The sequence below is a fragment of the Brevibacillus sp. FW301-21C12A genome (assembly GCF_058788915.1).
Window position 1 is genome coordinate 35,711 of sequence record NZ_JBYTBG010000028.1, and the last position, 13,077, is coordinate 48,787.

At 51.0% G+C, this 13,077-nt stretch carries 15 protein-coding genes and 2 other annotated features (1 of these 17 running past the window's edge); all 15 genes read right to left on the reverse strand.

Translation table 11 applies throughout. The annotated features are described in order from the left end of the window. Positions 1-23 precede the first annotated feature (23 nt). The 15 genes from rpoB to cysE all read right to left on the reverse strand — a co-directional run bounded on the left by rpoB (position 24) and on the right by cysE (position 12,877). Positions 24-3,563, reverse strand: coding sequence for a DNA-directed RNA polymerase subunit beta (gene rpoB, locus AC3WQH_RS16965; RefSeq protein WP_007787066.1), 3,540 nt, complete (start codon positions 3,561-3,563; stop codon positions 24-26). A 307-nt stretch (positions 3,564-3,870) separates the two neighbouring features. Then, a complete protein-coding gene (locus tag AC3WQH_RS16970; protein WP_005828879.1) occupies positions 3,871-4,467 on the reverse strand; it encodes a class I SAM-dependent methyltransferase in 597 nt (198 codons plus the stop codon). 98 nt (positions 4,468-4,565) lie between these two features. Continuing rightward, positions 4,566-4,928, reverse strand: a complete 363-nt coding sequence (gene rplL, locus AC3WQH_RS16975; protein WP_005828881.1) for a 50S ribosomal protein L7/L12 — start codon at positions 4,926-4,928, stop codon at positions 4,566-4,568. 56 nt (positions 4,929-4,984) lie between these two features. Beyond that, positions 4,985-5,500: a 50S ribosomal protein L10 gene (gene rplJ / locus AC3WQH_RS16980; protein WP_005828883.1), complete on the reverse strand. Its 516-nt coding sequence runs from the start codon at positions 5,498-5,500 to the stop codon at positions 4,985-4,987. Between the two features lie 24 nt (positions 5,501-5,524). Further along, positions 5,525-5,689: a sequence feature (ribosomal protein L10 leader region), on the reverse strand. Between the two features lie 42 nt (positions 5,690-5,731). Continuing rightward, positions 5,732-6,415: a 50S ribosomal protein L1 gene (gene rplA, locus AC3WQH_RS16985; RefSeq protein ID WP_005828884.1), complete on the reverse strand. Its 684-nt coding sequence runs from the start codon at positions 6,413-6,415 to the stop codon at positions 5,732-5,734. Between the two features lie 91 nt (positions 6,416-6,506). Continuing rightward, positions 6,507-6,932, reverse strand: coding sequence for a 50S ribosomal protein L11 (gene rplK / locus AC3WQH_RS16990; protein ID WP_005828886.1), 426 nt, complete (start codon positions 6,930-6,932; stop codon positions 6,507-6,509). Positions 6,933-7,115: 183 nt separating this feature from the next. Next, complete coding sequence (gene nusG, locus AC3WQH_RS16995) at positions 7,116-7,652, reverse strand: transcription termination/antitermination protein NusG (protein ID WP_005828888.1); 537 nt, start codon at positions 7,650-7,652, stop codon at positions 7,116-7,118. A 45-nt stretch (positions 7,653-7,697) separates the two neighbouring features. Further along, positions 7,698-7,946, reverse strand: coding sequence for a preprotein translocase subunit SecE (gene secE / locus AC3WQH_RS17000; protein ID WP_005828890.1), 249 nt, complete (start codon positions 7,944-7,946; stop codon positions 7,698-7,700). After that, positions 7,946-8,095, reverse strand: a complete 150-nt coding sequence (gene rpmG / locus AC3WQH_RS17005; protein ID WP_003392018.1) for a 50S ribosomal protein L33 — start codon at positions 8,093-8,095, stop codon at positions 7,946-7,948. Before rpmG ends, secE begins: the two co-directional genes overlap by 1 nt. 292 nt (positions 8,096-8,387) lie before the next feature. Next, positions 8,388-9,038, reverse strand: a complete 651-nt coding sequence (gene sigH / locus AC3WQH_RS17010) for an RNA polymerase sporulation sigma factor SigH (RefSeq protein ID WP_005828894.1) — start codon at positions 9,036-9,038, stop codon at positions 8,388-8,390. An 82-nt stretch (positions 9,039-9,120) separates the two neighbouring features. Next, positions 9,121-9,645: an NYN domain-containing protein gene (locus AC3WQH_RS17015; protein ID WP_005828895.1), complete on the reverse strand. Its 525-nt coding sequence runs from the start codon at positions 9,643-9,645 to the stop codon at positions 9,121-9,123. Between the two features lies 1 nt (position 9,646). Further along, on the reverse strand, positions 9,647-10,402 hold the full coding sequence (gene rlmB / locus AC3WQH_RS17020; protein WP_005828897.1) for a 23S rRNA (guanosine(2251)-2'-O)-methyltransferase RlmB: 756 nt from the start codon (positions 10,400-10,402) through the stop codon (positions 9,647-9,649). A gap of 3 nt (positions 10,403-10,405) precedes the next feature. Further along, positions 10,406-10,807 carry a Mini-ribonuclease 3 gene (locus AC3WQH_RS17025; RefSeq protein WP_005828899.1) on the reverse strand — a complete coding sequence of 134 codons (402 nt, stop codon included), beginning with the start codon at positions 10,805-10,807 and terminating at the stop codon, positions 10,406-10,408. A 17-nt stretch (positions 10,808-10,824) separates the two neighbouring features. Further along, positions 10,825-12,231, reverse strand: a complete 1,407-nt coding sequence (cysS, locus tag AC3WQH_RS17030) for a cysteine--tRNA ligase (RefSeq protein ID WP_327920111.1) — start codon at positions 12,229-12,231, stop codon at positions 10,825-10,827. Continuing rightward, positions 12,212-12,877, reverse strand: coding sequence for a serine O-acetyltransferase (gene cysE, locus AC3WQH_RS17035; protein WP_005828902.1), 666 nt, complete (start codon positions 12,875-12,877; stop codon positions 12,212-12,214). Before cysE ends, cysS begins: the two co-directional genes overlap by 20 nt. An 85-nt stretch (positions 12,878-12,962) precedes the next feature. Beyond that, positions 12,963-13,077: a binding site (T-box leader), on the reverse strand (it continues 147 nt past the right edge of the window).

The following is a 13,077-nucleotide window of genomic DNA, read 5'->3' on the forward strand; positions in this document are numbered from 1 at the left end:
TTACCTCCCTTTGTACCGGAATCTTACTCGTCGTTCAAGCTTCCACCTTCGAGAACGAGGTTCAGTTTTTCACCGTTGCCTTCATCCTCGTCTTCCATTTCTCGCATTTCAATCTCCTGCTCGTCACCGGACAGGATCTTCACGTCCATACCCAAGCTTTGCAGTTCCTTGATAAGAACCTTGAACGATTCAGGAACACCTGGCTCTGGTACGTTTTCACCTTTGACAATCGCTTCGTACGTTTTCACACGGCCCACGACGTCATCCGACTTGACGGTGAGGATTTCCTGCAAGGTGTAGGCTGCACCGTAAGCTTCCAATGCCCAAACCTCCATCTCCCCGAAACGCTGTCCGCCGAACTGGGCTTTACCACCCAATGGCTGCTGGGTAACGAGAGAGTATGGACCAGTAGAACGAGCGTGGATTTTGTCATCCACCAAGTGAGCCAGTTTCAGCATGTATACGCATCCGACCGTTACACGACGATCGAACGGTTCACCTGTACGTCCATCGTACAAAATGGTTTTACCATCGCGGTCGAGGCCAGCCTCTTCCAACGTCTCGAATACTTCCGCCTGACGGGCACCGTCGAATACAGGTGTCGCCACGTGGATGCCGAGAAGCTTCGCCGCCATACCCAGGTGCGTCTCCAATACCTGACCGATGTTCATACGCGAAGGTACGCCGAGCGGGTTCAGGACGATTTCAACCGGAGAGCCGTCTGGGAGGAATGGCATATCCTCTTCTGGCATGATCCGCGCGATAACCCCTTTGTTACCATGTCGTCCGGCCATTTTATCACCCACGGAAATTTTCCGTTTTTGGGCGATATAGACACGTACGAGCTGGTTTACGCCTGGAGGCAGCTCGTCGCCGTTCTCACGCGTAAATACTTTTACGTCTACAACAATACCGGAACCACCGTGCGGCACGCGCAGGGATGTATCGCGAACTTCACGAGCTTTTTCCCCGAAGATAGCGTGCAGGAGGCGTTCTTCCGCAGTCAGCTCGGTAACCCCTTTAGGCGTTACTTTACCAACGAGGATATCGCCGTCCTGGATCTCCGCACCGACGCGGATAATACCGCGCTCATCCAGGTTTTTCAGAGCGTCTTCCCCGACGTTTGGAATATCGCGGGTGATTTCCTCTGGACCCAGTTTGGTGTCGCGAGCTTCGGACTCGTATTCTTCAATATGGATCGACGTGTAAACGTCATCCTTCACAAGCTTCTCGCTAAGGAGAATCGCATCCTCGTAGTTGTAACCTTCCCACGTCATAAACGCGACGATTACGTTACGTCCCAGTGCCAATTCACCTTTTTCGGTGGATGGACCGTCACCAATGATATCGCCTTTTTCAATCCAGTCTCCGCGTCTTACGATCGGGCGCTGGTTGATGCAAGTACCTTGGTTGGAACGGATGAACTTGTGCAATTTGTATTTGTCGATGTCTCCGGCTACTTTCTTGCCGTCGATTTCTTTGTAGCGGCGAACCCAGATTTCGCGAGCCGTTACGCGCTCAACCTGGCCCGGATGCTTCGCGACGATCGCCACACCGGAGTCTTGCGCTGCTTTGTGTTCCATACCAGTACCGACGAACGGCGCTTGTGGAATCAAAAGCGGAACGGCCTGCCGCTGCATGTTGGAACCCATCAGCGCGCGGTTCGCGTCATCGTTCTCCAGGAACGGAATGAGCGCGGTCGCCACGGATACAACCTGCTTCGGCGATACGTCCATGAAGTCTACCTTGTCGCGCGGCACGCTCAAGATCTCGCCTTTACGACGGCAGATAACCATGTCGTTGACAAAGCGGCCATCCTCATCGAGAGGCTGGTTCGCCTGCGCCACGTTGAACACGTCTTCTTCATCCGCAGTCAGATAGACGATGTCGTTCAGAACAAAGCCTGTTTCCGGGTCTACCTTGCGGCGCGGTGTTTCGATGAAACCGTAGTCGTTGATGCGCGCAAAGGACGACAGCGAGTTAATCAAACCGATGTTCGGACCCTCCGGCGTCTCAATCGGACACATACGGCCATAGTGAGAATGGTGAACGTCGCGGACTTCGAAGCCTGCGCGCTCACGCGTCAAACCACCCGGTCCGAGAGCGGACAGACGGCGTTTGTGCGTCAGTTCGGCCAACGGGTTCGTCTGGTCCATGAACTGGGAAAGCTGCGAGCTTCCGAAGAACTCCTTCAGCGACGCGATCACTGGACGGATGTTAATCAGAGCCTGCGGCGTAATCTGGTTCTGATCCTGAATGGACATGCGCTCGCGCACCACGCGTTCCATACGGGACAAACCGATACGGAACTGGTTTTGCAAAAGCTCACCCACGGAACGCAGACGACGGTTGCCCAAGTGGTCAATATCGTCCGTGGAACCGACACCGTGCAGCAGGTTCATGAAGTAGTTGATCGCCGCTACGATGTCCGCCGGCGTAATATGCTTGACAGATTTATCTACGTTCCCGTTTCCGATTACCTTGATGATCTTGCCATCTTCAATCGGAGAGAAAATATTGATGGATTGCAGACGAATCGTATCCTCTTCCAAAACGCCGCCATGCGTGCGAACGTCCAGATAGCCGACGTTGCCTTCAAGCGCTGGCAGGATGCGATCCAGTAGACGACGGTCAATCATTTGACCCGCTTCGGCGAAAATTTCACCTGTGGTGGTATCGACCAATGTCTCAGCCAGGCGCTGGTTGTACAGACGGTTTTTCAGATGTAGCTTCTTGTTCATTTTGTAACGACCTACAGATGCCAGGTCATAACGCTTTGGATCGAAGAAGCGAGAGATCAAGAGGCTCTTCGCGTTTTCGACAGTAGGCGGCTCGCCCGGACGCAGACGCTCGTAAATTTCAATGAGCGCTTTTTCTGTAGAATCGGTGTTGTCTTTTTCCAGCGTGTTCTTGATGTACTCATCTTCACCCAGCAAGTTGAGAATCTCAATGTCGGAACCAAAGCCGAGTGCACGCAAAAGAACCGTTACCGGGATTTTTCGCGTACGGTCGATGCGGACATAAATTACGTCTTTCGCATCGGTCTCCAGCTCCAGCCACGCACCCCGGTTCGGGATTACCGTAGCTGTAAACGTCTGCTTGCCGTTTTTGTCCACTTTGGTGTTGTAATATACACTGGGGGAACGAACAAGCTGGCTGACGATTACGCGCTCAGCACCATTAATAATGAAGGTTCCCGTTTCGGTCATGAGCGGGAAATCCCCCATGAAGACTTCTTGTTCCTTCACTTCTCCCGTCTCTTTGTTCAACAAACGTACCTTCACACGCAGAGGCGCCGCATAGGTGACGTCACGTTCTTTCGACTCGTCAACATCGTACTTCGGCTCTCCCAAACTGTAGTCGATAAACTCCAGCACGAGATTGCCGGTGAAGTCCTGGATTGGCGAAATGTCTTGGAACATCTCACGGAGCCCCTCATCAAGGAACCATTGGTAGGACTTTTGCTGAATCTCGATGAGATTTGGAAGGCCCAGCACTTCGTTAATACGTGAATACGTACGACGCTGGCGGTGTCGGCCACTTTGAATCACTTTACCTGCCAACTTATTCACCCCTCAGGTTGTGTTTTCACACATAGAAACTTGGCATTCGGCAATCTTGCAATTGCGAGCGAACACCTTAAAATAAAAATGGGTTAAAGCAGCATCAACCATTTTTAACCCAGAGAAAATCTATTTTAAAAGAATTCCCATGTTTTTACACAAACATTCCTCTTTCAGGAAAAAAGTAGAAACGCTTGACAGACAGGGAATTGCTGAAAAATAGACATTTATCCCATATTGACATTTTATAATGCTACCACAATCAAATATTCACGTCAAGAAAACTTTTCTAAGGATTGTCGCTTGACTATTTGATTGCCCGAAAGATGGAGTATCCCTTTTCCCGATCCACTTCAATCACTTCACGGTACGTCTCTTGCAGCTTCTTCAGAGCAGACGGAGCGCCTTGCTTTTTCTGAATCACTACCCACATCTCTCCATCTTCCACGAGCAGCGCATGTCCTTCAGTAAAAATGCGATGCACAATTTCCTTGCCCGCCCGAATCGGCGGATTGGTCAAAATGACGTCGTACTGCTCGCCTTGCACGGCGCTGTAAACGTCACTGACCCGCACCTCAACATTTTTGATCCCGTTTCTTTCGGCATTCCGACGAGCCAGGTCAACCGCACGCTCATTCACGTCGATCATCGTCACCCGCCCCTGATCCGCAAGCGTGGCAGCCGTCAAGCCGATCGGCCCGTAGCCACAGCCCACATCCAGCACACGCGCATGACTGCCGATCTCCATGTTTTCGATGAGCAATACACTTCCAAAGTCAATCCGGTCCCGGGAAAAAACGCCTGCGTCCGTGATGAAGCGCAGCTCCTTCCCGCGCAGCACAAACGAAAACTGCTGCTCGTCATGCGCTGCCCCCGGCCGATTGGTGTAATAGTGATCTGCCACGTGTGATTCACCCTTCCTCATCGATTGGAAAACACTCGCCGTCCCCTTACAGAAAAACCCCCTGCCGCAGGCAAGGGGAATTTCTAAAGAAAGCTAACTTACTTCACTTCTACTTGTGCGCCAGCTTCTTCGAGTTTTGCTTTGAGAGATTCTGCTTCTTCTTTGGAAACGCCCTCTTTGAGTGTTTTTGGAGCGTTGTCTACCAGGTCTTTCGCTTCTTTCAGACCCAGACCAGTCAGTTCGCGAACAACTTTGATTACGTTGATTTTGGAAGCGCCGCCGCTTACCAGGGTTACAGTGAATTCAGTTTGCTCAGCAGCAGCTTCAGCAGCGCCACCAGCAACTACAGCTACAGGAGCAGCAGCAGTTACGCCGAATTCTTCTTCGATTGCTTTTACCAGGTCGTTCAGTTCGAGAACGGACATGCCTTTAATGGCTTCCAAGATTTGCTCTTTAGACATTTTGAAATCCTCCATTCATGGAATAGTATTTGTGTAAGCTTTACCCGATCAGACGATTACGCGCCTTGACCTTCTTTTTGCTCGGCCACTGCTTTGATTGCCAACGCAACGTTGCGCATTGGAGCTTGCAGGACGGAGAGAAGCATGGACAAGAGACCTTCGCGGGAAGGAAGAGTTGCCAGTGCTTTGATTTGCTCTGCACCAACTACTTTGCCTTCGATCACGCCACCCTTGATTTCCAGCTTTTCGTTTTTCTTCGCAAATTCCGCGATGATTTTTGCTGGAGCGACAACATCGTCTTTGGAGAACGCCAGAGCGTTCGGGCCAGTCAGATATTGATCCAGTTCAGTCAGGTTTTCCTTCTCGGTAGCCAGACGAGTCAGGGAGTTTTTCAACACCTGGAACTCAACACCAGCTTCACGCAGTTGTTTGCGGAGCTCGGTAACTTGGGCTACAGTCAGACCGCGGTAGTCAGCCACCACTGTGGTTTGGCTCTCGCGGAGCTTGGTTGCGATTTCGTTGATCGCTTGTACCTTTTCTTCACGAATAACGGTTGGACGAATTTCTGCCATTGTTTACACCTCCCGTGCTCTAATCCTGGAAAAAGAAGAATGCCCTCGCAGACATCACGAGGGCATAATGCTCTATCGTCAAAGGAAATCCACATTTCCTCATTCGTACATTACACGCCTCGGAGGGATATTAAGCGTTACTCTTGCAAGCACCGCACCTTCTGTCTACGGCATATTCTTTTCGTCAACAGGAACTATCTTAACAACTCCCCAAAAGGAAGTCAAGCGTCATTATTTTACAGCTACGCGTACACCAGGACCCATTGTAGAGCTCAGGGTTACATTTTTCATGTAAACACCTTTTGCTGCAGCCGGTTTCGCACGGTTCAGCGCTTCTGTCAGAGCAGCCAGGTTTTCAGCCAGCTTGTCAGCGTCGAAAGACACTTTTCCGATCGGAGCGTGGATGTTACCTGCCTTGTCTACGCGGTACTCGATTTTACCGGCTTTGATTTCGTTAACCGCTTTGGTTACGTCGAAAGTAACTGTACCGGTTTTAGGGTTTGGCATCAGGCCTTTTGGACCGAGTACACGACCCAATTTCCCTACTTCACCCATCATGTCAGGAGTAGCTACTACGACGTCAAAGTCGAACCAGCCACCTTGGATTTTCGCGATCATGTCTGCATCGCCTACGAAGTCAGCGCCAGCAGCTTCTGCTTCTTTTGCTTTTTCGCCTTTTGCAAATACAAGAACGCGTTGTACTTTACCAGTACCGTGTGGCAATACTACAGCACCACGGATTTGTTGGTCAGCACGTTTCGGGTCTACACCCAAACGGAATGCTGCTTCAACTGTTTCGTCGAATTTAGCAGTAGCTGCTTTTTTAACCAGCTCAATGCCTTCGACTACTTCGTACACTTTGTTTTTATCAACGAGCTTTACAGCCTCTTGATACTTCTTACCTTTTTTAGCCATGAATAAAAATCTCCCTTCAATGTGGTCGTAGCGGTTAATCCTCCCACAGACAGGGGGGCACAATGTCTGTGCCCCCTTGCACTCAAGACAATTAGTCTTCGATTACGATACCCATGGAACGAGCAGTACCTTCCACCATGCGCATAGCCGCTTCCACGGATGCAGCATTCAGGTCAGGACGCTTCAGTTCAGCGATTTCGCGAACTTTATCACGTTTCAGCGTAGCAACCTTTGTTTTGTTTGGTACGCCGGAACCGGACTCGATACCAGCAGCTTTCTTCAACAGAACAGCAGCCGGAGGAGTTTTTGTGATAAAGGTGAAAGAGCGGTCTTCGAACACGGTGATTTCCACCGGGATAATCATACCAACTTCGCTCTCTGTACGAGCATTGAATTCTTTACAGAACCCCATGATGTTTACACCAGCTTGACCGAGAGCCGGACCTACTGGAGGTGCAGGATTCGCTTTACCTGCTGGGATTTGTAATTTAATTACGCGGATAACCTTCTTAGCCACGTAAGACACCTCCTTACTTCACATGTGGTTATTACGGGGGAATGCCCCCTCCCACCGTTTTATGAAAGTCTCGCAAAAGACTTTCGATCTATAGTGAGAGTGCAAGAAACCCCAGATATTGTTGTGGGATTGTTAAAACAAAATGAAATGTACCACATAGCGCGATACTTTTCAAGTTGAATCCTAATCCAATTTTTGAACTTGTGTAAAGTCTAGCTCTACCGGTGTTTCGCGACCGAAGATGTCCACCAATACGCGAACCTTCTGTCTGTCGGGGTGAATCTCGATAATCTCCCCGGTGCGATTAGAAAACGGACCATCTGTGACGCGCACCATATCGCGGAGAGCAAAATCGACTCTGATCTTGGGAATTTCGATCCCCATTTGCTTGAGAATCGTATCGGCCTCTTCAGGACGCAGCGCTGTCGGCTTGGAGCCAGCGCCCGTGGATCCGACAAAGCCGGTAACCCCAGGAGTGTTGCGCACGACATACCAAGAGTCGTCCGTCATCACCATTTCAACAAGGACGTATCCAGGAAACACTTTTTTCGTGACGGTGCGCTTTTTGCCATCCTTAGTCTCCACTTCTTCTTCAGTGGGAACGAGAACGCGAAAGATCTTGTCTTCCATGCCCATCGACTCGACGCGCTTCTCTAGGTTCGTCTTTACCTTGTTTTCGTAACCTGAGTACGTATGAACGACATACCATGCTTTTTCCATATCCACCAGGACGTTAACCGTCCGTCCCTCCTAAGACTTGCAAAATTACGTTCCTAGAATCAAATCGATCAAGCGCGAGATTCCCAAATCAACGACGAAGAAGAATATTGCCAGAAGCACAACCGTAACGAGAACGACGATCGTATAGGTCGTCAATTCTTTACGATTCGGCCAACGGACTTTCTTTAGTTCGGACATTACGTCGCCAAAGAAATCACCGGTGCGGCGAAAACTGGCTCCGATTCGTGCTAAAAAACCCACTTTGCCACCCCCTGACTTCGTCGCATCAACCATTACTTCGTCTCGCGATGAAGGGTTTGCTTCTTGTCACGGGAGCAATACTTTTTCAGCTCAACACGTTCAGTAGTGGTGCGCTTGTTTTTTGTGGAGATATAGTTACGCTCGCCACACTCGGTGCACGCCAACGTGATGTTTACTCGCATTTATTGCCACCTCCATCTCATTTCAAACCTGCTATTCGTTAAAAGTACCAAATGATAAATAGTACGGGAAAACCGCTACTTTTTCCTGACCATTTCATTCACCAAAGTAACCATAGAACAGAGAGATAAGAGTCTATGGCTACCTAAATAAATTTATCACACCAAAATACCCATGTCAAACAAAACGACTTGACAAAAAGAAGGCCTTTTGCTTCCATATTCCTCCGCGGTTCGTTATGTACAAAGCTTTTGCGCGCTTGGCGGTCCGAAAATAAAAAGAGATTCCCCTGTTTTACAGATGAATCTCTCTTCCTTCCAGATAGCGCTCCAGTTTGCGTTTGACGCGCTGCAGTGCATTATCAATAGACTTGACGTGACGTTTGAGCTCGACGGCAATTTGTTGATAGGACCGTCCATCCAGGTACAGCATCAGCACTTGCCGCTCCAGGTCACTCAATATTTCGCTCATTTTCCCTTCGATGTCATCAAACTCTTCGCGATTGATGAACAGCTCTTCCGGATCAGTCACTTTGGTCCCGGAAATCACATCGAGCAGTGTCCGATCAGAATCCTCGTCGTAAATCGGCTTGTCCAGCGAGACGTACGAGTTGAGCGGAATGTGCTTCTGCCTAGTCGCTGTCTTGATCGCCGTGATGATTTGACGAGTAATACAAAGCTCGGCAAACGCCTTGAACGACGTGAGCTTGTCCCCTCGGAAGTCGCGAATGGACTTGTACAGACCGATCATGCCTTCCTGTACGATATCTTCGCGGTCAGCCCCAATAAGAAAATAGGATCTCGCTTTGGCACGCACAAAGTTCTTGTACTTGTTAATCAAGTATTCCAGAGCTTCGGCATCATTATCGCGAACCAGGTCGACTACTTCTTCGTCGGTCATTAGTTCATATTGGGCATGTTTTAACTCCTTGAGGTCAACACTCACAAATGATCCCTCCGCCAACCGGTTTCTCCATAGCTAGCGCTATTATACATGATGCCGTAAAAAAGCGTCAACCGAATCCAAGTTATTCCCTTCTCCATTTTTCGAATATTTTCGCTATTTCGTCATTCAGCGCAATCCGTTTGGAGAACCGTTCTTCGTGCGTTTTTTCGACCTGCTGCTTGATTTCTTTCCCGGCGTTTTCCATATCGAGCAGCAACTCCCTCGCGGATTTGCGCAAGGCTCCCTGTCCAAAAATAACCCGCTGGGACGTATAGTCCGAGGTCGCTACATAAATTTGTCGATTTTTTTGGTGAAATTCGGAGACAAGCTGCTCAATTTTTTCGTCAGCCGTCTCCTTTTTCTTCGTGAAGTAGATTTCAACCAGGTAATCTTCCATTTGCCGGCCGATGCCGGGAACGTTGTATGCGTCGAACACGATGATGACTTTGATCCCGGTATAGCTCTGGTACTCTGCCATTTTGGAGATCAACTGGTCGCGCGCCTCGTCCATCCGCTCCTGATCTTTCAAAAGGCGCAGCTCAGGCCAGGCCCCGATGATATTGTAGCCGTCCACGATCAAAAGCTGTTTGGCTTTTCTTTTCGCCATCTCACTTCACCCGCGTCGGAAGAGGACTCCTGGAGCGATATACTTCATACATCAGCAAAGCAGCAGCCACCGAAGCATTCAGGGAGGTGACGTTGCCCGCCATGGGCAGACTGTAGAGGAAATCACAGTTTTCCCGCACGAGGCGACTCATCCCTTTTCCTTCACTGCCGATGACAACGGCGAGCGGCATCGTGTAGTCGCCCTGGCGGAAGTCCTGCTTGGCGCTGGCGTCCGTTCCCGCGATCCAGACTCCGCGCTCCTTCAGCTCCTCCATCGTGCGCACGAGATTGGTGACGCGCGCTACGGGCACGTAGTTGATCGCTCCGGCTGACGCCTTTGCCACCGTCGCTGTCAGGCTGACAGAGCGCCGCTTCGGAATGACGATGCCATGCGCTCCCACCGCATCTGCGGTACGCATGATCGAACCCAGGTTATGCGGGTCTTCCAGCTCGTCCAGCAGCAAAAGGAACGGCTGCTCGCCTTTTTCCTCGGCCCGCTGCAAAATGTCGTCAACTTCTACGTAGTCGTAAGCCGCGACAGAAGCCACGACTCCCTGATGGTTGTCCGTCGACACAAGCTGGTCCAGCTTTTTGCGGTTGGCGGTAGTCACAATGACCCCCTGCTCTTTTGCCAAAGCAAAGACAGGTGCCATCAAATTTTTGTTGGTCCCTTCCGCAATCCAAATCTTGTTGATCGTGCGCCCGGAACGCAGCGCCTCGATCACGGGGTTTTTCCCCAAAATCCACTCTTCACTCATGTCTTACTCTCCTTCCACAATCGCAAACGCCTGTTGCACAATTTCTGCGATCCGCTCTTCTTTTCCACACAAATACAAGTAGCCAATCAGCGCTTCAAAAGCCGTAGCATGCCTGTAGTCGATAATATCGGCATTTTTGGCGGTGGAGCCGGACTTGGCATTCCGCCCCCGTTTTACCACATTCAGCTCTTCCTCCGGCAATGTCGGCATCAGCGCGAGCAGCACATTGGCCTGTGCTTTGGCTGAAACGTAACGATTGGCCGCCTTGTGGAGCTGGTTAGGTTTAACCAGCCCCTTGGCGATCAGATGATACCGCACGCAATGCGCATAGGTAGCATCGCCCAGAAAGGCGAGCACGAGTGGATTTGTCAGGTTTGGATCTCGGGTCAGTTCTTCTTTTTGCATCTAGCTTCTTCGGCCCCTTATTTTCGGCGCCAGCGAACACCTTGTGGCGTGTCCTCCAGCACGATTCCTTTTGCCGCGAGCAGGTCGCGAATTTCGTCAGAGCGGGCAAAGTTTTTCGCTTTACGCGCCTCTGTGCGCTCTGCGATCAGCGCGTCGATCTCACTGTCCACCAGCCCCTGCTCCTCGGCAATCTCAAGTCCGAGAACTTCTGTCAATTCCACGAGCAGCTCCATATAGGCGCGAACCTCTCCAGCCCCTACATTTTGGTGGCGCAAATACAGGTTCGCTTCCTTCACCACGTCGAAAATGACCGTGATGGCATTGGCTGTATTAAGATCGTCGTCCATTTCAGTGATGAACCGTTCTCTCAGCTCATTGATGATGCGCTGCTGTTCCTCGGCCTGGCCGTTCGGCTCCTCGTCTCTTGCCGTATCCAGGCGGTGGGAGAGGTTCGTGTAAGCCGTTTTGATGCGTTCCAGGCCGTTCGCTGCCTGCTCCAGCAGCTCCTCGCTGAAATTGATCGGGTTGCGGTAGTGGCCTTGCAGCATGAAGAAACGGATCAACTGGCCGCCGAATTTTTTGGACAGATCGCGAGCGAGCAAAAAGTTTCCGAGGGATTTCGACATTTTCTCGTTGTCGATATTGAGCATCCCGTTGTGCAGCCAGTAGCGGGCAAACACTTTTCCGGTAAAGCACTCGGACTGCGCGATTTCGTTTTCGTGGTGCGGGAACACAAGGTCGGTTCCGCCCGCATGAATGTCGATCTGTTCGCCCAAAAACTTCAGGGCCATCGCCGAACATTCGATATGCCAGCCTGGTCTGCCTTCGCCCCACGGGCTGCTCCAGGTTACTTCGCCTTCCTTCGCAGACTTCCAGAGCGCGAAGTCGAGCGGATGCTCTTTTTTCTCGTTGATCTCTACGCGAGCGCCTGCCTGCAAATCGTCCAGCGGCTGGTGCGAGAGCTTGCCGTATTCCTGAAAACGCCCCGTGCGGAAATAGACGTCGCCTTCGCTCTCGTACGCGTAGCCTTTTTCGATCAGCCCTTCCACGAACGAAATGATCTCCGGAATCGTCTGCATGACGCGCGGCTGAATGTCAGGCGGCAACACGTTCAGCGCACGCAGGTCCTCGTTGTACGCATCGGTGTAGCGATCTGCTACTTCCTTGACCGTCGTTCCTTCCTGGTTGGCTACCCGAATCAGTTTGTCGTCCACATCGGTAATGTTTTGCACGAACGTCACTTCGTAGCCGCGGTATTTCAAATAACGTCGAAGCGTGTCGAAAACAATAGCGGGACGGGCGTTTCCAATGTGAATGTAGTTGTACACGGTCGGTCCACATACGTACATCTTCACCTTGCCCGGCTCCAATGTGACGAACGGTTCCTTTCGTCGTGTCATCGTATTAGTCAGTTGAATGCCCATGGTTCTTTTTATCCTCCCTCAAAAGCTCCAATTCTTTGCGCAATTGATCGATTTCCTTTTGCATCAGACGAATCGTGTCTGCAACCGGGTCAGGCATGTTGACGTGGTCCAGATCGTGTTTGACGCGTTTGCCATCCTGAATGACGATGCGTGCCTTGATCCCTACTACGGTCGAGTTGGGCGGCACTTCCTGCAAAACGACTGCGCCAGCCCCTATCTTTGAATTATCGCCAATTTTGAAAGAACCCAACACTTTTGCCCCCGTTGCGATAATGACATCGTTGCCGATTGTGGGATGGCGCTTGCCTTTTTCCTTCCCGGTTCCCCCGAGCGTGACGCCCTGATAGATGGTGACATTGTCGCCGATTTCACATGTCTCCCCGATGACCACGCCCATACCGTGGTCGATAAACAAGCCTCTGCCAATTCGCGCGCCCGGATGAATTTCGATCCCGGTGAAAAAGCGGGTAACCTGCGACACAATCCGCGCAAGCGTGTACCACTCCGCTTTCCAGAGCTTGTGGGCAATCCGGTGCCCCCATATGGCGTGCAGACCTGAATAGGTCATGACAACTTCCAATGCACTGCGTGCTGCCGGGTCTCTTTCAAATACAGCCTGAATGTCATCTTTCATCTGTGCGAACATAGTTGGGTGGCACCTCCTGCCTGAAATTCCTGCCAGATTTTTTTGCTGCAAAAGAAAAACGCCTCCACCCCTTCAAGGACGAAGGGACAGAGACGGGGTTTACCGCGGTTCCACTCTGCTTAGATCGCTGTTCATCCGGCCAAAAGAAAGCCAGTCGCACGATCTCGCTCTACATCCCGATAACGGCGGGAACCGATGGC

Bases quoted from the DNA above. Each gene is read 5' to 3' on its own strand.
- rplL (WP_005828881.1), bottom strand. From the start codon at position 4,928: ATGTCTAAAGAGCAAATCTTGGAAGCCATTAAAGGCATGTCCGTTCTC.
- rplJ (WP_005828883.1), bottom strand. From the start codon at position 5,500: ATGGCAGAAATTCGTCCAACCGTTATTCGTGAAGAAAAGGTACAAGCG.
- rplA (WP_005828884.1), bottom strand. From the start codon at position 6,415: ATGGCTAAAAAAGGTAAGAAGTATCAAGAGGCTGTAAAGCTCGTTGAT.
- nusG (WP_005828888.1), bottom strand. From the start codon at position 7,652: ATGGAAAAAGCATGGTATGTCGTTCATACGTACTCAGGTTACGAAAAC.
- secE (WP_005828890.1), bottom strand. From the start codon at position 7,946: ATGGTTGATGCGACGAAGTCAGGGGGTGGCAAAGTGGGTTTTTTAGCA.
- rpmG (WP_003392018.1), bottom strand. From the start codon at position 8,095: ATGCGAGTAAACATCACGTTGGCGTGCACCGAGTGTGGCGAGCGTAAC.
- AC3WQH_RS17015 (WP_005828895.1), bottom strand. From the start codon at position 9,645: ATGGCGAAAAGAAAAGCCAAACAGCTTTTGATCGTGGACGGCTACAAT.
- rlmB (WP_005828897.1), bottom strand. From the start codon at position 10,402: ATGAGTGAAGAGTGGATTTTGGGGAAAAACCCCGTGATCGAGGCGCTG.
- AC3WQH_RS17025 (WP_005828899.1), bottom strand. From the start codon at position 10,807: ATGCAAAAAGAAGAACTGACCCGAGATCCAAACCTGACAAATCCACTC.
- cysS (WP_327920111.1), bottom strand. From the start codon at position 12,231: ATGGGCATTCAACTGACTAATACGATGACACGACGAAAGGAACCGTTC.
- cysE (WP_005828902.1), bottom strand. From the start codon at position 12,877: ATGTTCGCACAGATGAAAGATGACATTCAGGCTGTATTTGAAAGAGAC.